Source organism: Pseudomonas sp. MRSN 12121 (assembly GCF_000931465.1).
Classification (GTDB): domain Bacteria; phylum Pseudomonadota; class Gammaproteobacteria; order Pseudomonadales; family Pseudomonadaceae; genus Aquipseudomonas.
In genome coordinates, this window is the sequence record NZ_CP010892.1 from 6,798,195 (window position 1) to 6,819,996 (window position 21,802).

The following is a 21,802-nucleotide window of genomic DNA, read 5'->3' on the forward strand; positions in this document are numbered from 1 at the left end:
ACTCCTTCAGGTTTTGGGGTTTAGCGCTCGCGATCAGCCGATCTCGATCATTTCGAAGTCCATCTTGCCGACGCCGCAATCCGGGCAGAGCCAGTCTTCCGGCACGTCTTCCCAGCGGGTGCCCGGCAGGATTCCGTCGTCTGGCCAGCCATCGGCTTCGTTGTAGATCAGGCCGCAGACTACACATTGCCACTTCTTCATTTACGCGTTTCCTCAGGTTCTCAGGCTATTGCCGGCAGGATGGTCGATGAATCGACTCTGGATGGCGCCGCGAAGGCGCGCCCGGTCCAGCGCGTTTTGTACTGGTGAGTACCGGATGATGCAAGCCTGTTCGCCACGGACGGCCGCTGCGCTGCGGTAAAGTCGCCTGTCGCCATGGTAAGCTCGCGACCTCATTTGCTGCCAATAACGACTCACCGTGCCGCACTCAATGTCCCCCCTTTCCACCCCGGACTGGCTTACGCAAAGCCGGCTTGCGCCCCTCCCCGATGCCCGAACCTTCGATTGGCTATTCGATGAAGGCTCGCTGACTCGCCGCCTGACCCGTCTCTCCCATGACGGCTTCAGCGTGACCCCGCTGGTCGAGGGCTGGCAGACCCTGCGCGCCGACGAATGCGCCGCGCTGGACCTGCCGCCCGCCAGCCAGGGCTGGGTGCGCGAGGTGTACCTGCGCGGTCACGGCCAGGCCTGGGTATTCGCCCGCAGCGTGGCGGCCCGCGGTGCGCTGCAGGCCGGCGGGTTGAACATGGACGAACTGGGCAGCCGTTCCCTGGGCGAACTGCTGTTCTGCGACCAGGCCTTCGAGCGGCGCCCCATCGAGGTCTGTCATTACCCGAGCCACTGGCTGCCCGCCGACGTGCGCGCCGATCGCCTCTGGGCCCGGCGTTCGCGCTTCGACCGCGGCGCCCTGAGCGTGCTGGTCGCCGAAATTTTCCTGCCGACCCTGTGGAGCGCCGCCAGCGCCCAGCCGGAGAACCGCTGATGTACCAGAGCCTGCTCAAATCCCTCAACCGCCTGCATCCGCGCGCCTGGGACTTTATCCAGCTGACCCGCATGGACAAGCCGATCGGCATCTACCTGCTGCTCTGGCCGACGCTCTGGGCCCTGTGGATCGCCGGCAAAGGCTCGCCGTCGCTGGCCAATATCCTGATCTTCGTGCTTGGCGTGACCCTGACCCGGGCCGGTGGCTGCGTGATCAACGACTGGGCCGACCGCAAGGTCGACGGCCATGTGAAGCGCACCGAACAGCGCCCGCTGGCCAGCGGCAAGATCCGCTCCCGGGAAGCCCTGGTGTTCTTCGCCGTGCTGATGTTCATCAGTTTCCTGCTGGTGCTGTGCACCAACGCGACCACCATCTGGCTGTCGCTGGGCGGTCTGGCGCTGGCGGCCACCTACCCCTTCATGAAGCGCTACACCTATTACCCGCAAGTGGTGCTGGGCGCGGCCTTCTCCTGGGGTATCCCGATGGCTTTCACCGCCGAAACCGGCGAACTGCCGGCCGCCGCCTGGCTGCTGTTCATCGCCAACCTGCTGTGGACGGTGGGCTACGACACCTACTACGCGATGACCGACCGCGACGACGACCTGAAGATCGGGGTGAAATCCACCGCGATCCTGTTCGGCGACGCCGACCGGGTCATCATTCTGACCCTGCAGGGCATGGCGCTGCTGTGCCTGTTGCTGGCGGGCGCGCGCTTTGAACTGGGGGGCTGGTTCCACCTCGGCCTGGCGGTGGCGGCCGGGTGTTTCGTCTGGGAGTTCCGCTACACCCGCGATCGCGAGCGGATGAAATGCTTCAAGGCGTTCCTGCATAACCACTGGGCGGGGCTGGCGATCTTCGTCGGGATAGTCGTGGATTACGCGCTGCGCTGAAGATCGTTATCGCGGGCAAGCCTCGATCCTACACAGGAGCGAGGCTTACCCGCGATGAAAGCACCGTATCAATCAGGCTTGGCTACCTTCCAGGCACCGTCCATCTTGCCGTCACCGGTCATGTCGCCGGCTTTCTTGTCCATCACGAAGGTGTACAGCGGCTTGCCGTCGTAGGCCCACTGCATGGAACCATCGTCACGCTTGATGACGCTCCACTCGCCCATGGACTTGTCGCCGCTGGCGGCCATCAGCGGCGGCCAGTTGGCGGCGCACTTGTCGTTGCACATGGATTTGCCGCCGGCATCCTTGGCAAAGGTGTACAGGGTCATGCCCTTGTGGTCGACGAACATGCCGTCCTTGGTCATCGCCGGCTCCGCGGCCAACGCCAGGCCCGGCAGGAGCAGCGCGGCGCTTGCCAACAGGGCTTTGCAGGATTGCTTCAGATGAGTCATGGAAACCTTCTCTTGTGGTTGTCAGGATTCGGACCCAAAGCTTAGTCCACGAATGCAGCCCTCGCCGCGGCACCTAAAATACTGTCACACGACTGCAATAATTCCGTTATCTAATGCGGCGCAAGACAGTTAAATGACAAGAGGATTGAGCATGGTTGGCAGGAGCATTCTGATCGTTGACGACGAAGCGCCTATTCGCGAAATGATCGCCGTTGCGTTGGAAATGGCCGGCTACGACTGCCTGGAGGCCGAGAACTCCCAGCAGGCCCATGCCATCATCGTCGACCGCAAGCCCGACCTGATCCTGCTCGACTGGATGCTGCCCGGCACCTCCGGCATCGAACTGGCGCGCCGCCTGAAGCGCGATGAGCTGACCGGTGACATCCCGATCATCATGCTCACGGCCAAGGGCGAAGAGGACAACAAGATCCAGGGCCTGGAAGTCGGCGCCGACGACTACATCACCAAGCCGTTTTCCCCACGCGAGCTGGTCGCGCGCCTCAAGGCCGTGCTGCGTCGCGCCGGCCCGACCGACGGCGAAGCGCCGATCGAAGTCGGCGGCCTGCTGCTGGACCCGATCAGCCATCGCGTGACCATCGACGGCAAACCGGCCGAGATGGGCCCCACCGAATACCGCCTGTTGCAGTTCTTCATGACCCACCAGGAACGCGCCTATACCCGCGGCCAGTTGCTGGACCAGGTGTGGGGCGGCAACGTGTATGTCGAAGAACGCACCGTCGACGTGCATATCCGCCGCCTGCGCAAAGCCTTGGGCGATGCCTACGAGAATCTGGTACAAACCGTGCGCGGCACCGGCTACCGGTTTTCCACCAAGGCCTGACGTCCCCTCATTCGCCAGACGCTTTACAAGGACGCGTGTTAAGTGAACCAGAACTGGCATGGCACCCTGATTCGCCACATGCTGCTGTTGGTCACCGGCTGCCTGCTGGTCGGCCTGATCAGCGGCTACTACGGCTGGAGCCTGGCCATCGGCCTGGGGATCTACCTGGCCTGGACCCTCAAGCAACTGCTGCGCCTGCACGAATGGCTGCGCCTGCACCAGCCCGACGAAGCACCGCCCGACGGCTACGGCCTGTGGGGTGAAGTGTTCGACAGCATCTACCACCTGCAACGTCGCGACCAACGAGTCCGCGGCCGTCTGCAAGCGGTGATCGACCGCGTCCAGGAATCCACCGCGGCGCTGAAGGACGCGGTGATCATGCTCGACAGCGACGGCAACCTGGAATGGTGGAACCGCGCCGCTGAGACCCTGCTGGGCCTGAAGACCCCGCAGGACAGCGGCCAGCCCGTGACCAACCTGGTGCGCCATCCGCGCTTCAAGGAGTATTTCGAGCAGGACAATTACAACGAGCCGCTGGAAATTCCCTCGCCGACCAACGATCGTGTGCGCATCCAGCTGTACATCACCCGCTACGGCAACAACGAACACCTGATGCTGGTGCGCGACGTGACCCGCATCCATCAGCTGGAACAGATGCGCAAGGATTTCATTGCCAACGTTTCCCACGAACTGCGCACGCCGCTGACGGTGATCTGCGGCTACCTGGAAACCCTGCTCGACAACGTCGAAGAGGTGAACCCGCGCTGGAGCCGCGCCCTGCAGCAGATGCAGCAGCAAGGCGGGCGCATGCAGACCCTGCTCAACGACCTGTTGCTGCTGGCCAAGCTGGAAGCCACCGACTACCCGTCGGACAACCAGCCGGTGCCGATCGACGTGCTGCTGCAATCGATCAAGAGCGACGCCCAGGCGCTGTCCGGGGAGCGCAACCAGCGCATCACCCTGGAAGCCGATGCCCAGGTCCAGCTCAAGGGCAGCGAGGCGGAACTGCGCAGCGCCTTTTCCAACCTGGTGTTCAACGCCGTGAAATACACCCCGGCCGAGGGCAGCATCCGCATCCGCTGGTGGGGCGACGAACAAGGCGCGCACCTGAGCGTGCAGGATTCGGGCATCGGCATCGACAACAAGCACCTGCCACGCCTGACGGAGCGCTTCTACCGGGTCGACTCCAGCCGCAACTCCAACACCGGCGGCACCGGCCTGGGCCTGGCCATCGTCAAGCACGTGCTGCTGCGCCATCGGGCACGCCTGGAAATCAGTAGCGTGCCGGGGCACGGCAGCACCTTCACCTGCCATTTCGCTCCCGCCCAGGTGAAAAGATTCCGTGCCGGCAGCCTGACCGACCAGCGGTGACAGCCACGCGCCACTAGGCAATCGCCCTGCCAGCCGCTACATTGGCTGGCTCGCGCCTGCCGGCATGGCCGCGCGTTTCTCTCTTTTCGCTTACACGGAACCCGCAAAACTCCATCATGGACCCTTCCCCTGGTTTTACCCTCGCGTCTCTTTTCGCCGACTTCGGCATGATTCTTTTCGCACTGCTCCTGGTCCTGCTCAACGGCTTCTTCGTCGCCGCCGAGTTCGCCATGGTCAAGCTGCGCTCGACCCGGGTCGAGGCCATCGCCCACAAGAACGGCTGGCGCGGACAGATCCTGCGCACCGTGCACAGCCAGCTGGATGCCTACCTCTCCGCATGCCAGCTGGGTATCACCCTGGCCTCCCTGGGCCTGGGCTGGGTCGGTGAGCCGGCGTTCGCGCACCTGCTGGCGCCGCTGCTCAGCGCCGTGGGCGTGGACTCCCCGGAAGTGGTCAAGGCCGTATCGTTCTTCACCGCCTTCTTCATCATTTCCTACCTGCACATCGTGGTCGGCGAGCTGGCGCCCAAGTCCTGGGCCATCCGCAAGCCCGAGCTGCTGTCGCTGTGGACGGCGGTGCCGCTGTACCTGTTCTATTGGCTGATGTACCCGGCGATCTACCTGCTCAACGCCAGCGCCAACACCATCTTGCGCATCGCCGGCCAGGGCGAGCCCGGCCCGCATCACGAACACCACTACAGCCGCGAAGAACTGAAGCTGATCCTGCACTCCAGCCGCGGCCAGGACCCCAGCGACCAGGGCATGCGCGTGCTGGCCTCGGCTGTGGAAATGGGCGAGCTGGAAGTGGTGGACTGGGCCAACTCCCGGGAAGACCTGATCAGCGTGGAGTTCAACGCCCCGCTGAAGGAGATCCTCGCGCTGTTCCGCCGCCACAAATTCAGCCGCTACCCGGTCTACGACAGCGAGCACAACGAGTTCGTCGGCCTGCTGCACATCAAGGACCTGCTGCTGGAACTGGCCGAGCTGGACCATATTCCCGAGTCGTTCAACCTGGCCGAGCTGACCCGTCCGCTGGAACGCGTCTCCCGGCACATGCCGCTGTCGCAGCTGCTGGAGCAGTTCCGCAAGGGCGGTTCGCACTTTGCCCTGGTGGAGGAAGCCGACGGCAAAATCATCGGCTACCTGACCATGGAAGACGTGCTGGAAGTGCTGGTCGGCGATATCCAGGACGAACACCGCAAGGCCGAGCGCGGCATCCTCGCCTACCAGCCCGGCAAACTGCTGGTGCGTGGCGACACCCCGCTGTTCAAGGTGGAACGCCTGCTGGGCATCGACCTGGACCATATCGAGGCGGAAACCCTCGCCGGCCTGGTCTACGAAACCCTGAAACGGGTGCCGGAAGAAGAAGAGGTCATGGAAGTCGAAGGCCTGCGCATCATCATCAAGAAGATGAAAGGCCCGAAAATTGTCCTGGCCAAGGTGTTGATGCTCGACTGAGCCACGCCTGGCGGCCTGTCGCGAGCCGGCGGCTCGCGATTTCCCTTGTCGATTCCCGTTACTTCTTGCCCAGCGCGAAATTTGGCAGGCTGCCGATGGGCTGGTTGAACTGATAGGGAATCGACACCAGCCCCAGCCCCGTATTGCGTTGCACCACGAAGTGCAGGTGCGGGCCGCTGCTGTTGCCGGTGTTGCCCGACAGCGCCAGCGGGCTGCCCACCACCACGCGCTGGCCTTCGCGCACCCTGACCGAACCGCGCTTGAGGTGCAGGTACACGCCCATGGTGCCGTCCTCGTGCAGCACCCGCACGAAGTTGCCGGAGGGGTCGGTACCGCGGCCGGTCTGGCCGTTTTCGGTCTTCACCACCACCCCGCCTCGCGCGGCGATGATCGGGGTGCCCTCGGGCATGGCGATGTCCATCGCGTAACGGCTCTTGGGACCGAAATGGCTGTATCGGCCATTGGCGCCCTGGGTCAGGCGAAACGGGCCGCCACGCCAGGGCAGCGGGTAACGATAGGCCTGGGAGGCGCCTGAAGGGTCGCCCAGGGAGTAACGGAACTGCGGCACATAGATCAGCGGCAGGCCCGCCTGCGTGGCCTTGAGCTGCGCCACACGCAGCCGGCTGCGGGCCGGCAACACCCGGCGAATCGGTTGCCTGGGGCCGCCCCGGATGTTCCTCAAGCCGGTAAAGCCCAGCTCGATCTCCACCGGCGCATACAGGTCGTTGCGCACGTAGACGCTGTCCACGCCCCAGCTCTTCTCGATATTCAGGCGTACCTGGCGCTCCAGGTGCTCGACCATGCGGTCGCGAAACACGAACACCTGGGCGCCCGGTGACGGGCGATCGCTATAGGACACCACGCCATTGGCGTCGGTGGATTTGTAGATGGTCATGGCCATGGCCGACGTAGCAGCCAGCAGCAGACCGCAGGAAAACAGCAGGCGCGCGAACATGGGCGAGATTCTTGGAAGTAGTCCTTACGTGAGGCTAGCAGGCCGTCATGGACTTTGTATGAATCAGCTGGATGCCAGAGGTTCCGCGCCCGACGGACTGAAATGGATATCGACGCCCAGATGCGCGGCGTCGGAGAGATTCACCAGCGCATCCAGGGAAAACTTGTTGATCTTGCCGCTGAGCACGTCGTTGAGGCGCGGCTGGGTGATGTTGAGCCGCTTGGCGGCCTCCTTCTGCGAAACGCCCCAGGCCTTGATGGTCTTGCACAACTCCAGCATCAGCTTGGAGCGCAGGCGCATGTTGGCGGCTTCCTGGGGCGAACTTTCGAGGGCATCCCAGACACTGGTGAAACGTTCGGTATGCATGTGATCGGTCATGGTGTGAACTTATCTCCTGAAGTCTGGCCCGAGCCAGTTCGATGTCCCGCGTTTCGGTCCGGCGGGTGGTCTTGCGCATGGCATGCAGCACATAGACCGCCGCCGGCCGGTTGGCCACGTAAAACACGCGAAACGCCCCTGAGTCCTCGCTGATCCTGATCTCGAACACGCCCGGCCCCACGGTTTTCATCGACCGGCAGTCATAGGGCTGCTCGCCCTGCTGCAACAGATCCAGCTGAAACCCCGCGGCCCTGCGCGCGTCCAGCGGAAAAGCCCGGAGGTCCCGCAGCGCGCTCCCGACAAACACCACATCCTTGTGCCTAGGCATCGAACCTCTCCCGTTGCTGACGCCCAAGAGGTTAAACAACCCGACTGCCACAGCGCACAAGCAGGTTGTTGCAAAGCGTGGCCAAGCGCGAGAACAGCGGAAAGCGCAGAACACAATTTATATCCGTACAGATATAAATCAACCTCGAACACCAGGAATCAGACACACGGCGTCAAACCCCTGCCCTCGCCTCCAGCACCTTGTGCGGCGCGGCCTACAGCCCCTCGCACGCAGCCAGGGAGAATGCCCGAAGCTACTGTCATCGACGTGCAAAAGCGCGGTTAGGGAAAGTGTTTGCAGCAGATTTCACGCTGTATTCATACGCCGGCTGGCGCTGATCCGGATCGATCGGCAAAACAAGAGTGGGGACCGGCACGAGGGGCGATGAACAGACCTTGGAAATCGGCACGACCTTTGTAGCCGCTGCCGAGCCCCGCGAGGCTGCGATCGACCCCGCAGGGGGCGCCGACTCTCGCGACCGCCGGAGGACCTGCGGTCCTATCGCAGCCTCGCAGGGCTCGGCAGCGGCTACAGGAGGTCGAGCGGTACGACACCCCTCAGCCGCAACGACAACGCCTCAGCCGGCGCCAGGGACGAAATGCTTCTGCGCGGTGCCGCGCGCGATCAGGCGGGAGATGTAGTCGAGTTTCTGCGCGTCCTGGTCAACGAAACGGAAAGTCAGCTGCAGCCACTCGCTGTCCGGCTTCGGCTCGTAAGCCACCACCGCATGCAGGTAGCCGTTCAGGCGCGCCACCTCGGCATTGTCGCCCTGCTCCAGGTCCAGCACCGCACTGTCCAGCACCTGCGGCAGGGTCTCGGTGCGCTTCACCACCAACAGCGCTTCCTTGATGCTCAGGGCCTTGATCACGCATTGCTGGGTGCCGTTGGGCAGACGCAACTGGCCCTGGCCACGACCGCCGGCCGGCGCCGCGGCAGCGGCCGGGGCCTTCACCGGAGGACTGTTGAGCAAACCACGCGAAGGCGCCGCGGCCGGCGCGGGAGCCGCCACCACGGCTGGCTTGGCGAACGGATTGACTGCCGCAGCCGCCGGCGCGGCGCCTATCACTTCCGCCTTACCGCCGGTCAGGGCACTCAGGGAATCGTTGCCGAACGCCGAGTTCATCTTGGTCGGCGCGCTGTTCATCAGCGTGTCGAGCTTGCCGACCTTGTTCAATGCCTGCTTGACCTTGGTCAGCAGCTGCTCGTTGGTGAATGGCTTGCTGACATAGCCGGAAACACCGGCCTGGATGGCCTGCACCACGTTTTCCTTGTCGCCGCGGCTGGTAACCATGATGAACGGCATGGCCTTCATGGCTTCCTGGCTGCGGCACCAGGTCAGCAGTTCCAGGCCGGACATTTCCGGCATTTCCCAGTCGCACAGGACCAGGTCGAAGGATTCACGCGCCAGCAGGGCCTGGGCTTTACGGCCGTTGATGGCGTCCTCGATCTTGATGCCAGGGAAGTAGTTGCGCAGACATTTCTTCACCAGGTCACGAATGAACGAAGCGTCATCCACCACCAACACACTTACCTTACTCATCGACCACCCCTTTAAAAATCCCGGCTAGCATAACGCTTTACTGATGGCACTTTGCCAAAACTCTTCAGTCACGCCAGGACTTTTCGTTCGCGGGCGCTGCTTTTCAAGTTCCAATCCCGGAAACGAAAACGCCCGGCCAAAGGGCCGGGCGCTTCTCTCGGGCAACCTTACTTATCGTCAGCTTCACCGGGAACATTAGCGGTTTCGGCACTTGTGCCTTCAACTTCTTCCTTCATCCGCTTCAGGCCCAGATGGCGTACGTCGGTGCCGCGAACCAGGTAGATCACCAGCTCGGAGATGTTGCGCGCGTGGTCGCCGATCCGCTCCAGGGAGCGCAGTACCCAGATGATGCTCAGAACGCGCGAGATCGAGCGCGGATCTTCCATCATGTAGGTGGCCAGCTCGCGCAGCGCGGTCTTGTACTCGCGGTCGATGATCTTGTCGTACTGGGCCACCGACAGCGCCAGGTCGGCGTCGAAACGGGCGAAGGCGTCCAGCGCGTCGCGGACCATGTTGCGCACCTGGTCGCCGATATGCCGCACTTCCACATAGCCGCGCGGGGCTTCGCCTTCTTCGCACAGCTGGATGGCGCGACGGGCGATCTTGGTCGATTCGTCGCCGATGCGCTCCAGGTCGATCACCGACTTGGAGATGCTGATGATCAACCGCAGGTCGGAAGCCGCCGGCTGGCGGCGGGCGAGAATGCGCAGGCACTCCTCGTCGATGTTGCGTTCCATCTGGTTGATCTGGTCGTCGATCTCGCGCACCTGCTGGGCAAGCCCCGAATCGGCCTCGATCAGCGCGGTGACGGCGTCGTTGACTTGCTTCTCGACCAGCCCGCCCATCGCCAGGAGGTGGCTGCGCACTTCCTCGAGTTCGGCGTTGAACTGCTGGGAGATGTGGTGAGTGAGGCCTTCCTTCGAAATCATGGTTTGCTCCGCAAAAGCTGTGAGCTGCAAGCTACAAGCTGCAAGCTATTTGTGTCGTTAGTCGAACCGCCCTTACTGGCCGCTTGAAAGCTTGCGGCTGACAGCTGCTTCCTAGCCGTAGCGACCGGTGATGTAGTCTTCGGTCTGCTTCTTCGCCGGGTTGGTGAACAGGGTGTCGGTATCGCCGAATTCCACCAGTTTGCCCATGTACATGAATGCCGTGTAGTCGGACACGCGCGCGGCCTGTTGCATGTTGTGGGTCACGATGACGATGGTGAACTTGGACTTCAGTTCATAGATCAGCTCTTCGACCTTCAGGGTGGAAATCGGGTCGAGGGCCGAGCACGGTTCGTCGAGCAGCAGCACTTCCGGCTCCACGGCGATGGTCCGGGCGATCACCAGACGCTGCTGCTGGCCGCCGGACAGGCCGAGCGCCGAGTCGTGCAGGCGGTCCTTGACCTCGTCCCACAGCGCCGCGCCCTTGAGCGCCCATTCCACGGCTTCGTCGAGAATGCGCTTCTTGTTGATGCCCTGGATGCGCAGGCCGTAGACCACGTTCTCGTAGATGGTCTTCGGGAAGGGGTTGGGCTTCTGGAACACCATGCCCACGCGACGGCGCAGCTCGGCCACGTCTTCGCCCTTGCGGTAGATGTTGTTGCCGTAGAGGTTGATCTCGCCTTCCACGCGGCAACCGTCCACCAGGTCGTTCATGCGGTTGAAGGTGCGCAGCAGGGTCGACTTGCCGCAACCGGACGGGCCGATGAAGGCGGTCACGCGCTGCTTCGGAATGTTCATGCTGACGTCGAACAGCGCCTGCTTTTCACCGTAGAACAGGCTCAGGCCCGGGACTTCGATGGCCACGGTTTCCTGTTCCAGGCTCAGGCTCTGCTTGTCGCGGCCCAGGGCCGACATGTTGATGCCGTGGGTATGTGCTTCTTGCTGCATGGGTAACTCCCTGCGCTAACAAATTCGATTCAGTGGGCCGCGGCGATGAGGCCTGCGGTAGCGTCTTCCCTGTAGGAGCGAGGCTTGCCCGCGAAACGAGGGTGAGTCCGACGCAATGTCTGCGCCTGGAACATCCCATCGCGAGCAAGCTTCGCTCCTACAGGGGTGGCGCCGATCAACTATCCAGTGCCTTGTACTTCTCGCGCAGGTGGTTACGAATCCACACCGCCGACAGGTTGAGTATCGCGATCACCAGCACCAGCAGCAGCGCCGTGGCGTACACCAGCGGCCGCGCGGCCTCGACGTTCGGGCTCTGGAAGCCGACGTCATAGATATGGAAGCCCAGGTGCATGATCTTCTGGTCCAGGTGCAGGTACGGGTAGTTGCCGTCCACCGGCAGCGACGGCGCCAGTTTCACCACGCCTACCAGCATCAGCGGCGCCACTTCGCCGGCGGCGCGGGCCACCGCGAGGATCATGCCGGTCATCATTGCCGGGCTGGCCATCGGCAGCACGATCTTCCACAGGGTTTCCGCCTTGGTCGCCCCCAGGGCCAGGGAGCCTTCGCGCACAGTGCGGGGAATCCGCGCCAGGCCTTCCTCGGTGGCCACGATCACCACCGGCACCGCCAGCAGCGCCAGGGTCAGGGATGCCCAGAGCAGGCCCGGGGTGCCGAAGGTCGGCGCCGGCAGGGCCTCGGGGAAGAACAGCCGGTCGAGCGAGCCGCCCAGCACGTAGACGAAGAAGCCCAGGCCGAACACGCCGTAGACGATCGCCGGAACGCCCGCCAGGTTGTTCACCGCGATGCGGATCACCCGGGTCAGGGCGTTCTGCTTGGCGTATTCGCGCAGGTAGACCGCGGCCAGTACGCCGAACGGGGTGACGATCATCGCCATGATCAGGGTCATCATCACGGTGCCGAAAATCGCCGGGAAGATCCCGCCTTCGGTGTTGGCTTCACGCGGGTCGTCGCTGAGGAACTCCCAGACCTTGCTGAAGTAGAAACCCAGTTTGGTGAAGGTGCCCATGGCGTTCGGCTGGTAGGCGTGCACCACCTTGCCCAGGCCGATTTCCAGTTCCTTGCCGTTGGCGTCGCGGGCGGTCAGGCTGTCGCGGTTGAACTGCGCGTGCAGGTCGCTCAGGCGCGCTTCGACTTCCTGGTAACGAGCGTTCAGCTCGGCGCGCTCGCTGTCCATGTCGGCCTGGGCGGCAGCATCGAGCTTGCCGTCCAGCTCCAGCTTGCGACCGTGCAGGCGGATGCGCTCCAGGCCCGAGTTGATCGCACCGATGTCGGTCTTCTCCAGGGTCTTGAGCTGGGCGGCCAGCTTGTTCACCCGGTCGATCCGCGCTTGCAGCTCGGGCCAGGCGGCCTCGCCTTCGGCGATCACCTTGCCGTTTTCCTTGACGTTGACCAGGTAGCCGTAGAAGTTGCCCCACTCGCGACGCTCGACGGCCATCAGCTCCGGCGGCGTGGTCTGGTTGGTCAGCCAGTCGCCGACGATCCACGTGAAATCGTTGCCGTTCAGGTCACGGTTACCGACCTTGATCAGCTCGCGGGTCATGAACTCGGGGCCTTCGTCCGGCACTGGCAGGCCGGCGCTCTTGAGCCGTGCGCGCGGCACTTCTTCCTTCTGCACCACTTCGCCGACGACCAGGTGCTGGGCCTGGCCCGGGATGTCGTAGCTGGCGTGCACCAGGTCCGCCGGCCAGAAGTGGCCCAGGCCACGCACGGCGATCACCGCCAGCAGGCCGATGGTCATGATGACCGCGATGGACACCGCGCCACCGCTGATCCAGACGCCCGGGGCGCCGCTCTTGAACCAGTCTTTCAGGGAGTTCTGTTTCACAGACTTCTACCTTTCTTAAAGCGACGAGTATTTCTTGCGCAGACGCTGACGGATCAGCTCCGCGAGGGTGTTCATGACGAAGGTGAACAACAGCAGCACCAGCGCCGAGAGGAACAGCACGCGGTAGTGGCTGCCGCCGACTTCCGACTCGGGCATTTCCACCGCGACGTTGGCGGCCAGGGTGCGCAGGCCTTCGAACAGGTTCATTTCCATGACTGGGGTGTTGCCGGTGGCCATCAGCACGATCATGGTCTCGCCGACGGCGCGGCCCATGCCGATCATCAGCGCCGAGAAGATGCCCGGGCTGGCGGTGAGGATCACCACGCGGGTCATGGTCTGCCAGGGGGTCGCGCCCAGGGCCAGGGAGCCCAGGGTCAGGCCGCGCGGCACGCTGAACACGGCGTCTTCGGCGATCGAGTAGATGTTCGGGATCACCGCGAAGCCCATGGCCAGGCCGACCACCAGGGCGTTGCGCTGGTCATAGGTGATCCCCAGGTCGTGGGAGATCCACATGCGCATGTCGCCGCCGAAGAACCAGTTCTCCATGAACGGGCTCATGTACAGCGAGAACCAGCCCACGAGGATGATCACCGGGATCAGGATCGCGCTTTCCCAGCCGTCCGGCACCTTCAGGCGCAGGGTCTCGGGCAGGCGGCTCCAGGCGAAACCCGCCACCAGGATGCCGATCGGCAGCAACATCAGCAGGCTGAAGATGCCCGGCAGATGACCTTCGACGTAAGGCGCCAGGAACAGGCCGGCGAAGAAGCCGAGGATTACTGTCGGCATCGCTTCCATCAGTTCGATCACCGGCTTGACCTTGCGGCGCATGCCCGGGGCCATGAAGTAGGCGGTGTAGATCGCCGCGGCAATCGCCAGCGGCGCCGCCAGCAGCATCGCGTAGAACGCCGCCTTGAGGGTGCCGAAGGTCAGTGGCGAGAGGCTCAGCTTGGGTTCGAAGTCGGTGTTGGCCGCGGTCGATTGCCAGACGTATTTGGGCTCGTCGTAGTTCTCGTACCAGACCTTGCTCCACAGCGCGCTCCAGGACACTTCCGGGTGCGGGTTGTCGAGCACCAGCGGTTGCAGCTTGCCGCCGGCTTCGATGATCACGCGGTTGGCTCGTGGCGACAGGCCGAACAGGCCTTCGCCCTCGACCACCTGGTCCACTAGCAGGGTACGGTGCGCGGTGCTGTGGAACACCCCGAGCTTGCCCGAGGCATCCAGCGCGACGAAGCCTTTGCGGCGCTCTTCGGCGGTGATTTCGATGATGGGCGTGGTGCCCATCTGGAAGGTGCGGATCTGCTTCAGGCGCAGTTCGCCGTCCGTGTCGCGGGCCATGAACCACTGGGCCAGGCCGCCCTTGGAAGTACCGATGATCAGCGAGATGCCGCCCACCAGCTGGGTGCTGGCGGTCACTTCGGCATTGGCGTCTTCCAGCAGTTTGTAGCGGCCGTTGAGGCTCTTGTCGCGCAGGCTGAACACGTCGGCCTGGGCACGCCCGTTGATCACGTACAGCCATTGCTGGCGCGGATCGATGTACATCGCCTTGACCGGTTCGGTCATCTGCGGCAGCTCGATGCGGTTCTGCTCGCTGGTGACTTCGCCGGTCATCATGTTTTCTTCGCGGGTCAGCTGCAGCACGTGCAACTGCGCCCCGCTGGAACCCGCCACCACCAGCGTCGAATCGGTGGCGTTGAGGTTGACGTGCTCCAGGGCGCCGCCCTGCTCGTTGAGCACGATCGGGGTTTCGCCATACGGGTACTCGACGGCCGGCGAAATAGTTTTCTTGCCTTCCGGGTAACTGACTTTATAGGTGTGACGGAACACCAGCGCCTGGCCGTTGGACAGGCCCACCACCACCAGCGGGCTGCCCGGCTGGTCCTTGCCGATGGCGGTCACGGTGGCGCCCGCCGGAATAGGCAAGTCGACGCGACGCAGTTCGGCGCCGTTGTCGATGTCGAAGAACAGCGCCTGGCCCTTGTCGGAAACCCGCATGCCGACCTGGTTCTGCTCTTCCAGGGAGAACATCAGCGGTTTGCCGGCGTCCTGCATCCAGGCGGGAGTCAGTGGGTCCTTGGCAGTCAGGTCGGCGCCCTGGAACAGGGGCATCACGACATAGGCGAGGAAGAAGAAGATCAGGGTGATCGCGGCCAGCACGGCCAGGCCGCCAACGAGGACGTACCAGCGGGTCAGGCGATCTTTGAGCGCACGGATGCGGCGCTTGCGTTGCAACTCGGGCGTATTGAAGTCAATGCGCTTGGGAGGGGAAGTCGGAGTCATGGTGGAATTGGCCAGATCATTCATGCGCACACCCTAGCGATCCTGTATGACAGAAAGATGACAATGCAGTGACGCAACAAATCCGCCGCGTAGCAGAGCTGGCAGCGGATTGAAAATTGAGGGCGTAGGAGCGAGCGGGCCCGCTCCTACAGGAATCCGGGGATGCTCCCCGGATTCAGGTGTTACTTCTTGGCGACTGGAGCGCCTTCCTGCAGGCCCAGGTCAGCCAGTGCCTTGGCGGCGACTTTGGCTGGCAGCGGGATGTAGCCGTCCTTGACGACTACTTCCTGGCCCTGCTTGGACAGGACCAGTTTCACGAACTCGGCTTCCAGCGGGGCCAGAGGCTTGTTCGGGGCCTTGTTGATGTAGACGTACAGGAAGCGGGACAGCGGGTACTTGCCGTTCAGGGCGTTTTCTTCGGTGTCTTCGATGAAGTCGCTGCTGCCTTTCTTGGCCAGGGCCACGGTCTTCACGCTGGCGGTCTTGTAGCCGATGCCCGAGTAGCCGATGCCGTTCAGCGAGGAGCTGATGGACTGGACCACCGAAGCCGAGCCAGGCTGTTCGTTGACGTTAGGCTTGTAGTCGCCTTTGCACAGGGCTTCTTCCTTGAAGTAGCCATAGGTGCCGGATACCGAGTTACGGCCGAACAGTTGGACCGGCTTGTTGGCCAGGTCGCCTTTCACGCCCAGGTCGCCCCAGGTCTTGACGTCTTCCTTGGCACCGCACAGGCGGGTCGAGGAGAAGATCGCGTCAACCTGTTCCATGGTCAGGTGCTGGATCGGGTTGTCCTTGTGCACGAACACGGCCAGGGCGTCAACGGCCACCGGGATGGCGGTTGGCTTGTAGCCGTACTTCTGCTCGAAGGCTGCCAGTTCGGTGTCCTTCATCTTGCGGCTCATAGGGCCCAGGTTGGAGGTGCCCTCGGTCAGCGCGGGTGGCGCGGTGGCGGAGCCAGCGGCCTGAATCTGGATGTTTACGTTCGGGTATTCTTTCTTGTAGTTCTCAGCCCACAGGGTCATGAGGTTGGCCAGGGTATCGGAACCGACGCTGGACAGGTTGCCCGACACACCAGTGGTCTTGGTGTAGCTCGGGATAGCAGGGTCAACAGCGGCAACCGCGTGGGCAGTCGCAACGCCAGCAGCGACAAAAGTCATTGCCGCCATCAAACGCTTCAGTTTCATGCCTTACTCCTAGCAGATAGGGTGTGTTAAGTCGGGCCAAGTATCTGTAGGCCGTGTGAACACTCTATGTCCGGAATATGACAATTAGATGAAAGGCCAGCATTCGCGATGGATGGCTGGCCCTTCTTTTTTGAGGGGGTCAGGGCGTGCGTGACGCCGGCCTCAGCGCCCTTTTTTCCACAGGTAGAGACCGATCAGGATGCCGATGCTGCAAATAATCGCAACATAATAGGCCGGGCCCATCGGGCTCTCCTTGAGCAGCGCAGTCACCACCATCGGCGTCAGGCCGCCGAAGATCGCGTAGGCCAGGTTGTAGGAGAACGACAGGCCGCTGAAACGCACCACCGCCGGAAACGCCTTGACCATCACATAAGGCACCGCGCCGATGGTCCCTACCAACAGGCCGGTCAGGGCATACAGCGGGAACAGCCAGTCCGGGTGATCCAGCAGGCTGTGGTAGAAGGTCCAGGACGTCGCCAGCAGCAACGCACTGCCGAACACGAATACCCGGCCCGCGCCAAAACGGTCGGCCAGGGCACCGGATGCCACGCAGCCCAGGCTCAGGAACACGATCGCCAGGCTGTTGGCCTGCAACGCGGTGGTCGCCGAGAAGTGGTAGACCGTCTGCAATACGGTCGGGGTCATGAGGATGACCACGATGATCCCGGCGGACAGCAGCCAGGTCAGCAGCATCGACAGGATGATCGCGCTGCGGTGGTCGCGCAGTACCGCCCGCAGCGGCACTTCCTCGGCCAGGGCCTTGCGCAGTTGCAGTTCGGCGAATACCGGGGTTTCGTGCAGCCAGCGGCGCAGGTACACCGAGAACAGGCCGAACACACCGCCCAGCAGGAAAGGAATCCGCCAGGCGTAGTCGGTGACTTCCGCGGGGGTATAGATGCTGTTGATCGCGGTGGCCACCAGCGACCCCAGGAGAATGCCCGCCGTCAGCCCCGACGTCAGGGTGCCGCAGGCATAGCCGATATGCCGCTGCGGCACATGCTCGGAAACGAACACCCAGGCGCCCGGCACCTCCCCGCCGATGGCCGCGCCCTGGATCACCCGCATCAGCAGCAACAGGATCGGCGCCCACATGCCGATCTGCGCGTAGGTCGGCAACAGGCCCATGATCAGGGTCGGCACCGCCATCATGAAAATGCTCAGGGTGAACATCTTCTTGCGCCCCAGCAGGTCGCCGAAGTGCGCCATGACGATCCCGCCCAGGGGCCGGGCCAGGTAACCGGCGGCGAAGATGCCGAAGGTCTGCATCAGGCGCAGCCACTCGGGCATGTCCGCCGGGAAGAACAGCTTGCCGACCACCGTGGCAAAGAATACGAAGATGATGAAGTCGTAGAACTCCAGCGCCCCGCCGAGGGCGGACAGCGACAGGGTCTTGTAGTCATTGCGGGTCAACGGACGAGCCGGTTGCGCGGGCTGCGCGATGCTCGAGGGCACAGTGGTCATGGCAAGGGCTTCTCTTATAGTTGATTCCGGAAGCCACGACAGCGCTGGTTGTGTGGCCCGGCAGGTTCGGCACGATAACAAATTGTTCGAAAAAGCACATAGACGTGCATATTTGACAGGCAAAATCGGCGGTGGATGGTCGTCGTGGCGCCTGTCCACCGATATACTCGCAGCCATTGGAGCAAAGCCGTCCGCGGCAAGGGTTGCTGTGCGAAAACGCCGCTGGGCATCCCAGCCACCGACTGGGCCAGCCGATTTCGCAGAGTTTCCCTTTAGTACGCCTTACGAAGAACGTGACGAACGTAGTATGTTCGGGCTGAATCGTTTTTCCTCAAGACGGCTATTCACCTGAAGTACCAATGAAGAGTCACGGGTCAGAGGCACCCCCGGCATGATAGAGCTCGAACAAGAAGATCCGATCCCGCAAGGCGACCTGGCCCTGCAAATCACTGCGCTCCCCCGCGAAACCAACGGCTTTGGCGATATCTTCGGCGGCTGGCTGGTCGCGCAGATGGACCTGGCGGGCACCGCCATGGCCAGTCGCGTGGCGGGCGGACGCGTGGCCACGGTGGCCATCGATCGCATGGCGTTCCTGGTGCCGGTGGCGGTGGGCGCGCAGCTTTCCTTTTATACCCAGACCCTGGAAATCGGTCGCAGCTCGATCCAGATGATGGTCGAAGTCTGGAGCGACGATCCGCTGTCCAGCGAATGGCGCAAGGTCACCGAGGCGGTGTTCGTGTTCGTTGCCATCGACGGCAGCGGTCGCACCCGTTCGGTTCCGCCCAGAGCCCGCTGAATCCGGCACGGGTTAAACCTGGCGGCTGTTGCGTGGTCCATAGCAGCCCCTGCTTTTGAACGAGAACAGCACCATGCCTACCCCTCACGTTGAAACGGTGAAACTGGACGAACTGAACTGCTGGCGCATCCGCCACGGTCAGGCCGAACTGCTGGTGGCCCAGCAAGGCGCGCACATCCTCAGTTATCAGTTGGCCGGCCAACCGCCGCTGATCTGGCTCAACGACGAGGCGGTATTCAAGACCGGCAAGAGCATCCGCGCCGGTGTCCCGGTGTGCTGGCCGTGGTTCGGCAATTTCGCGCGCAACCCGCAAAGCGTCCAGGCCATGCGCCAGGGCAGCGAGCCGGCGGGGGCCCACGGCCTGGTCCGCGCCACCGACTGGCAGCTGCTGGGCATCGAGACCGAAGGCGAAAGCCTGCTGGTGGAGCTGCAACTGCCGATCCCCGCGGGTGGCTTGCCGGGCTGGCCGCATCAAGTCGCGCTGAAACTCGGCATCCGCCTCGACGAGCAACTGCACATCAGCCTCACCAGCCACAACCTGGGCGGCGATACCGTCACCATCAGCCAGGCGCTGCACAGTTATTTCGCGGTCAGCGATGTACGCCAGGTGCATGTCGAAGGGTTGGACGGCCTGGACTACATCGAGACGCTGGATGACTGGAAAACCCTGCAGCAGCGCGGCGACCTGCATTTCACCGGCGAGACCGACCGCATCTACCTCGATCCGCCGCCACGGCTGAGCATCGTCGACCCGGCCTGGGAACGACGCATCCAGCTGACCAGCAGCGGCTCGCGCTCGGCAGTGATCTGGAACCCGTGGATTGCCCGCGCCGAGCAATTCAGCGACATGGCCAACGATGGCTGGCAGCGCATGCTGTGCATCGAAACCGCCAATGTGATGGACGACGTGGTGACCCTGGCACCCGGAGCCAGCCACACCCTGGGCGTGAGCATTACCAGCCTGCCGCTATAACACCAGCCCCTTGTGTAGGAGCGAAGCTTGCTCGCGATAAATGGCGGCTACACCGACACGCTTCAGTAAAACCGCGTAATCGTCGACGCCCATCGCGCGCAAGCTGCGCTCCTACAGAAGCACGCCTCTTACAGATCCGACTCCTGCACCACCCGCACTTTCTGCGCGTCCAGCGCATAGGCCGCATCGGCCAGGTCGTTGCTCACCGTCTCGACTTTCAGGTGCCCGGTGACCCACAGCGGCGTGTAGATATCGTCCAGCTTCACGCCCTTGGGATAGCGCACCAGCACCAGCTGGTTGGGCGGCGGTGGCGGTACATGGATACAGGCGCCCGGGTAAGGCACGAGGAAGAACAGCGTGCTGCGGCCCTTGGCATCGGCCTCCAGCGGCACCGGATAACCACCGATGCGAATGTCCTTGCCGTTCATGGCCGGCACGGTCTTGGTCGAATACATCACCGCCGGCAGTCCCTTGCTCTGCTTCAGGCCACCCTTTTCGGTGAAGGTGCCGTTGGCTTCGGGGGAGTTGTGGTCGATTTCCGGCATTTGCTCGAGGGCTTTCTGGTCCGACTTGGGCATCAGTTCGAGCCAGTCGGTTTCCGGCAGCTCGCCGGCATGGGCCAGGCCACAGCCCAGCAGAAGAAGGGTCAATACAAGACGACGCATGGAAGGGCTCGGCAAGAAAGGGACAGGACGACGCCGGGCATTCTAGCCCTCTCTGCCTGCGCGGCAGAGAGGGCTTGATCGATTAAATCAGCTCTTTTTGACCAGGCCGTAGATCACCAGCAGCACGATCGCACCGACCAGCGCACCGATGAAACCCGCGCCCTGGCCTGCCTGGTAGATGCCCAGGGCCTGACCGCCGTAGGTGGCCGCCAGCGAACCGCCGATACCGAGCAGGATGGTCATGATCCAGCCCATGCTGTCATCGCCCGGTTTCAGGAAGCGAGCCAGCAGACCAACGATCAAGCCGATAAAGATGGTTCCAATAATTCCCATGGCATTTCCCTCTGTATGAGTGAGATATGCCAAAGCCTAGTCAGCGCTTTGGCATCCTGCCATCAGAGAACGGCGGCCCCGATTGGTTCCACCGTCGCCCCACAGAAGTTATTCGCCGATCAGGGCTTCTACCTTGAGGATCTGCGCCTCGAGGGTCGCCTTGTCCCTGCAGCGCAGGTTGGCGTGGCCGACCTTGCGCCCGGCCTTGAAGGCCTTGCCGTAGTGATGCAGGTGGCAGTCGGCGATGGCGATGACTTTGTCCACCGCCGGCACTTCGCCGATGAAGTTGATCATCGCGCTCTCGCCGACCTTGGCCGTCGAACCCAACGGCAAGCCGGCCACGGCCCGCAGGTGGTTCTCGAACTGGCTGCACTCGGCGCCTTCGGTGGTCCAGTGCCCGGAGTTGTGGACCCGTGGCGCGATCTCGTTGGCCTTGAGGCCGCCGTCGACTTCGAAGAACTCGAAAGCCATCACGCCGACGTAATCCAGCTGCTTGAGCACCCGGCTGGAATAGTCTTCGGCCAGGGCCTGCAGCGGGTGATCGGTGCTCGCCACGGAGAGCTTGAGAATGCCGCTGTGGTGGGTGTTGTGCACCAGCGGATAGAAACGGGTTTCGCCATCGCGGGCACGCACGGCGATCAGCGAGACCTCGCCGGTGAACGGCACGAACCCCTCCAGCAGGCAGCCCACGCTGCCCAGCTCGGCGAAGGTGCCGACCACATCTTCCGGGGTACGCAGCACTTTCTGGCCCTTGCCGTCGTAACCCAGGGTGCGGGTTTTCAGCACGGCCGGCAGGCCGATGCTGGCCACGGCGGCGTCCAGGTCGGCTTGCGACTGGATGTCGGCGAACGCCGGGGTCGGAATCCCCAGGTCCTTGAACATGCTCTTCTCGAACCAGCGATCGCGAGCGATGCGCAGGGCCTCGGCGCTCGGGTACACCGGCACGAACTGCGACAGGAAAGCCACGGTTTCCGCCGGCACGCTTTCGAACTCGAAGGTCACCAGGTCCACTTCGTCAGCCAGCTGGCGCAGGTGATCCTGATCGCCGTAATCGGCTCGCAGGTGCTCGCCCAGGGCCGCGGCGCAGGCATCCGGCGCCGGGTCGAGGAAAGCGAAGTTCATCCCCAGCGGAGTGCCCGCCAGCGCCAACATGCGGCCCAGCTGGCCGCCACCGATTACACCGATCTTCATCGTCAGGAACC

21 protein-coding genes and 1 pseudogene are annotated in these 21,802 nt (G+C 63.3%); 7 read left to right on the forward strand and 15 right to left on the reverse strand.

The annotated features are described in order from the left end of the window. Nucleotides 1–33: 33 nt before the first annotated feature. Nucleotides 34–201, reverse strand: coding sequence for a rubredoxin (locus TO66_RS31065; protein WP_007930291.1), 168 nt, complete (start codon nt 199–201; stop codon nt 34–36). Between the two features lie 217 nt (nt 202–418). Here TO66_RS31065 and TO66_RS31070 point away from each other — a divergent pair, with 217 nt between their 5' ends. Together TO66_RS31070 and ubiA are read left to right on the forward strand one after the other, a co-directional pair. Beyond that, a complete protein-coding gene (locus TO66_RS31070) occupies nt 419–982 on the forward strand; it encodes a chorismate lyase (RefSeq protein ID WP_044465806.1) in 564 nt (187 codons plus the stop codon). Further along, nucleotides 982–1,872 carry a 4-hydroxybenzoate octaprenyltransferase gene (ubiA, locus tag TO66_RS31075; protein WP_044465807.1) on the forward strand — a complete coding sequence of 297 codons (891 nt, stop codon included), beginning with the start codon at nt 982–984 and terminating at the stop codon, nt 1,870–1,872. Before TO66_RS31070 ends, ubiA begins: the two co-directional genes overlap by 1 nt. Before the next feature lie 68 nt (nt 1,873–1,940). On the opposite strand, the gene TO66_RS31080 is transcribed toward ubiA, so the two are convergent. Then, complete coding sequence (locus TO66_RS31080; protein ID WP_044465808.1) at nt 1,941–2,324, reverse strand: hypothetical protein; 384 nt, start codon at nt 2,322–2,324, stop codon at nt 1,941–1,943. 151 nt (nt 2,325–2,475) lie between these two features. Here TO66_RS31080 and phoB point away from each other — a divergent pair, with 151 nt between their 5' ends. The 3 genes from phoB to TO66_RS31095 all read left to right on the forward strand — a co-directional run bounded on the left by phoB (nt 2,476) and on the right by TO66_RS31095 (nt 5,993). Then, nucleotides 2,476–3,165: a phosphate regulon transcriptional regulator PhoB gene (phoB, locus tag TO66_RS31085; RefSeq protein ID WP_007896474.1), complete on the forward strand. Its 690-nt coding sequence runs from the start codon at nt 2,476–2,478 to the stop codon at nt 3,163–3,165. Between the two features lie 42 nt (nt 3,166–3,207). After that, a complete protein-coding gene (phoR, locus tag TO66_RS31090; protein WP_044465809.1) occupies nt 3,208–4,536 on the forward strand; it encodes a phosphate regulon sensor histidine kinase PhoR in 1,329 nt (442 codons plus the stop codon). A 116-nt stretch (nt 4,537–4,652) separates the two neighbouring features. Then, nucleotides 4,653–5,993, forward strand: coding sequence for a hemolysin family protein (locus tag TO66_RS31095; protein ID WP_044465810.1), 1,341 nt, complete (start codon nt 4,653–4,655; stop codon nt 5,991–5,993). Between the two features lie 58 nt (nt 5,994–6,051). Here TO66_RS31095 and TO66_RS31100 read toward each other — a convergent pair whose 3' ends face one another. The 10 genes and pseudogenes from TO66_RS31100 to TO66_RS31140 form a co-directional block, all read right to left on the reverse strand. Continuing rightward, nucleotides 6,052–6,948: a M23 family metallopeptidase gene (locus TO66_RS31100; protein ID WP_044465811.1), complete on the reverse strand. Its 897-nt coding sequence runs from the start codon at nt 6,946–6,948 to the stop codon at nt 6,052–6,054. Between the two features lie 63 nt (nt 6,949–7,011). Further along, nucleotides 7,012–7,326, reverse strand: a complete 315-nt coding sequence (locus TO66_RS31105; RefSeq protein ID WP_044465812.1) for a helix-turn-helix domain-containing protein — start codon at nt 7,324–7,326, stop codon at nt 7,012–7,014. Nucleotides 7,327–7,333: 7 nt separating this feature from the next. Next, a pseudogene (locus TO66_RS33095) lies at nt 7,334–7,654 on the reverse strand (type II toxin-antitoxin system RelE/ParE family toxin); the annotation flags it as partial. A 577-nt stretch (nt 7,655–8,231) separates the two neighbouring features. Further along, a complete protein-coding gene (locus tag TO66_RS31110; protein ID WP_044465813.1) occupies nt 8,232–9,194 on the reverse strand; it encodes a response regulator in 963 nt (320 codons plus the stop codon). A gap of 167 nt (nt 9,195–9,361) precedes the next feature. Then, nucleotides 9,362–10,123, reverse strand: a complete 762-nt coding sequence (gene phoU, locus TO66_RS31115) for a phosphate signaling complex protein PhoU (protein WP_009041366.1) — start codon at nt 10,121–10,123, stop codon at nt 9,362–9,364. 111 nt (nt 10,124–10,234) lie between these two features. Further along, entirely contained in the window at nt 10,235–11,068 is an 834-nt protein-coding gene (gene pstB, locus TO66_RS31120; RefSeq protein WP_009051604.1) for a phosphate ABC transporter ATP-binding protein PstB, read from the reverse strand. Between the two features lie 175 nt (nt 11,069–11,243). Next, a complete protein-coding gene (gene pstA, locus TO66_RS31125) occupies nt 11,244–12,914 on the reverse strand; it encodes a phosphate ABC transporter permease PstA (RefSeq protein WP_044465814.1) in 1,671 nt (556 codons plus the stop codon). A gap of 15 nt (nt 12,915–12,929) precedes the next feature. After that, entirely contained in the window at nt 12,930–14,963 is a 2,034-nt protein-coding gene (locus tag TO66_RS31130; protein ID WP_171820086.1) for an ABC transporter permease subunit, read from the reverse strand. Between the two features lie 410 nt (nt 14,964–15,373). After that, nucleotides 15,374–16,372, reverse strand: a complete 999-nt coding sequence (locus TO66_RS31135) for a phosphate ABC transporter substrate-binding protein PstS family protein (protein WP_044465816.1) — start codon at nt 16,370–16,372, stop codon at nt 15,374–15,376. Nucleotides 16,373–16,534: 162 nt separating this feature from the next. Then, nucleotides 16,535–17,833, reverse strand: a complete 1,299-nt coding sequence (locus TO66_RS31140; protein ID WP_044465817.1) for an MFS transporter — start codon at nt 17,831–17,833, stop codon at nt 16,535–16,537. A 391-nt stretch (nt 17,834–18,224) separates the two neighbouring features. Here TO66_RS31140 and TO66_RS31145 point away from each other — a divergent pair, with 391 nt between their 5' ends. Next, nucleotides 18,225–18,629: an acyl-CoA thioesterase gene (locus tag TO66_RS31145; protein ID WP_003229628.1), complete on the forward strand. Its 405-nt coding sequence runs from the start codon at nt 18,225–18,227 to the stop codon at nt 18,627–18,629. Nucleotides 18,630–18,702: 73 nt separating this feature from the next. Then, nucleotides 18,703–19,602 carry a D-hexose-6-phosphate mutarotase gene (locus tag TO66_RS31150; protein ID WP_044465818.1) on the forward strand — a complete coding sequence of 300 codons (900 nt, stop codon included), beginning with the start codon at nt 18,703–18,705 and terminating at the stop codon, nt 19,600–19,602. 128 nt (nt 19,603–19,730) lie between these two features. Here TO66_RS31150 and TO66_RS31155 read toward each other — a convergent pair whose 3' ends face one another. The 3 genes from TO66_RS31155 to TO66_RS31165 all read right to left on the reverse strand — a co-directional run bounded on the left by TO66_RS31155 (nt 19,731) and on the right by TO66_RS31165 (nt 21,791). Further along, complete coding sequence (locus tag TO66_RS31155) at nt 19,731–20,267, reverse strand: DUF3299 domain-containing protein (RefSeq protein ID WP_044465819.1); 537 nt, start codon at nt 20,265–20,267, stop codon at nt 19,731–19,733. 87 nt (nt 20,268–20,354) lie between these two features. Beyond that, the gene (locus tag TO66_RS31160) at nt 20,355–20,600 is read right to left on the reverse strand and encodes a GlsB/YeaQ/YmgE family stress response membrane protein (protein WP_044465820.1); all 246 of its coding nucleotides are present in this window, start codon (nt 20,598–20,600) and stop codon (nt 20,355–20,357) included. A gap of 108 nt (nt 20,601–20,708) precedes the next feature. After that, on the reverse strand, nt 20,709–21,791 hold the full coding sequence (locus TO66_RS31165; RefSeq protein ID WP_044465821.1) for a 5-(carboxyamino)imidazole ribonucleotide synthase: 1,083 nt from the start codon (nt 21,789–21,791) through the stop codon (nt 20,709–20,711). Between the last annotated feature and the right edge of the window lie 11 nt (nt 21,792–21,802).

Excerpts from the sequence above, each read along its gene's own strand:
- TO66_RS31065 (WP_007930291.1), bottom strand. The coding sequence starts at position 201 with ATGAAGAAGTGGCAATGTGTAGTCTGCGGCCTGATCTACAACGAAGCC.
- ubiA (WP_044465807.1), top strand. The coding sequence starts at position 982 with ATGTACCAGAGCCTGCTCAAATCCCTCAACCGCCTGCATCCGCGCGCC.
- TO66_RS31080 (WP_044465808.1), bottom strand. The coding sequence starts at position 2,324 with ATGACTCATCTGAAGCAATCCTGCAAAGCCCTGTTGGCAAGCGCCGCG.
- phoB (WP_007896474.1), top strand. The coding sequence starts at position 2,476 with ATGGTTGGCAGGAGCATTCTGATCGTTGACGACGAAGCGCCTATTCGC.
- TO66_RS31095 (WP_044465810.1), top strand. The coding sequence starts at position 4,653 with ATGGACCCTTCCCCTGGTTTTACCCTCGCGTCTCTTTTCGCCGACTTC.
- TO66_RS31100 (WP_044465811.1), bottom strand. The coding sequence starts at position 6,948 with ATGTTCGCGCGCCTGCTGTTTTCCTGCGGTCTGCTGCTGGCTGCTACG.
- TO66_RS31105 (WP_044465812.1), bottom strand. The coding sequence starts at position 7,326 with ATGACCGATCACATGCATACCGAACGTTTCACCAGTGTCTGGGATGCC.
- TO66_RS31110 (WP_044465813.1), bottom strand. The coding sequence starts at position 9,194 with ATGAGTAAGGTAAGTGTGTTGGTGGTGGATGACGCTTCGTTCATTCGT.
- phoU (WP_009041366.1), bottom strand. The coding sequence starts at position 10,123 with ATGATTTCGAAGGAAGGCCTCACTCACCACATCTCCCAGCAGTTCAAC.
- pstB (WP_009051604.1), bottom strand. The coding sequence starts at position 11,068 with ATGCAGCAAGAAGCACATACCCACGGCATCAACATGTCGGCCCTGGGC.
- TO66_RS31130 (WP_171820086.1), bottom strand. The coding sequence starts at position 14,963 with ATGCAGGACGCCGGCAAACCGCTGATGTTCTCCCTGGAAGAGCAGAAC.
- TO66_RS31135 (WP_044465816.1), bottom strand. The coding sequence starts at position 16,372 with ATGAAACTGAAGCGTTTGATGGCGGCAATGACTTTTGTCGCTGCTGGC.
- TO66_RS31140 (WP_044465817.1), bottom strand. The coding sequence starts at position 17,833 with ATGACCACTGTGCCCTCGAGCATCGCGCAGCCCGCGCAACCGGCTCGT.
- TO66_RS31145 (WP_003229628.1), top strand. The coding sequence starts at position 18,225 with ATGATAGAGCTCGAACAAGAAGATCCGATCCCGCAAGGCGACCTGGCC.
- TO66_RS31150 (WP_044465818.1), top strand. The coding sequence starts at position 18,703 with ATGCCTACCCCTCACGTTGAAACGGTGAAACTGGACGAACTGAACTGC.
- TO66_RS31155 (WP_044465819.1), bottom strand. The coding sequence starts at position 20,267 with ATGCGTCGTCTTGTATTGACCCTTCTTCTGCTGGGCTGTGGCCTGGCC.
- TO66_RS31160 (WP_044465820.1), bottom strand. The coding sequence starts at position 20,600 with ATGGGAATTATTGGAACCATCTTTATCGGCTTGATCGTTGGTCTGCTG.
- TO66_RS31165 (WP_044465821.1), bottom strand. The coding sequence starts at position 21,791 with ATGAAGATCGGTGTAATCGGTGGCGGCCAGCTGGGCCGCATGTTGGCG.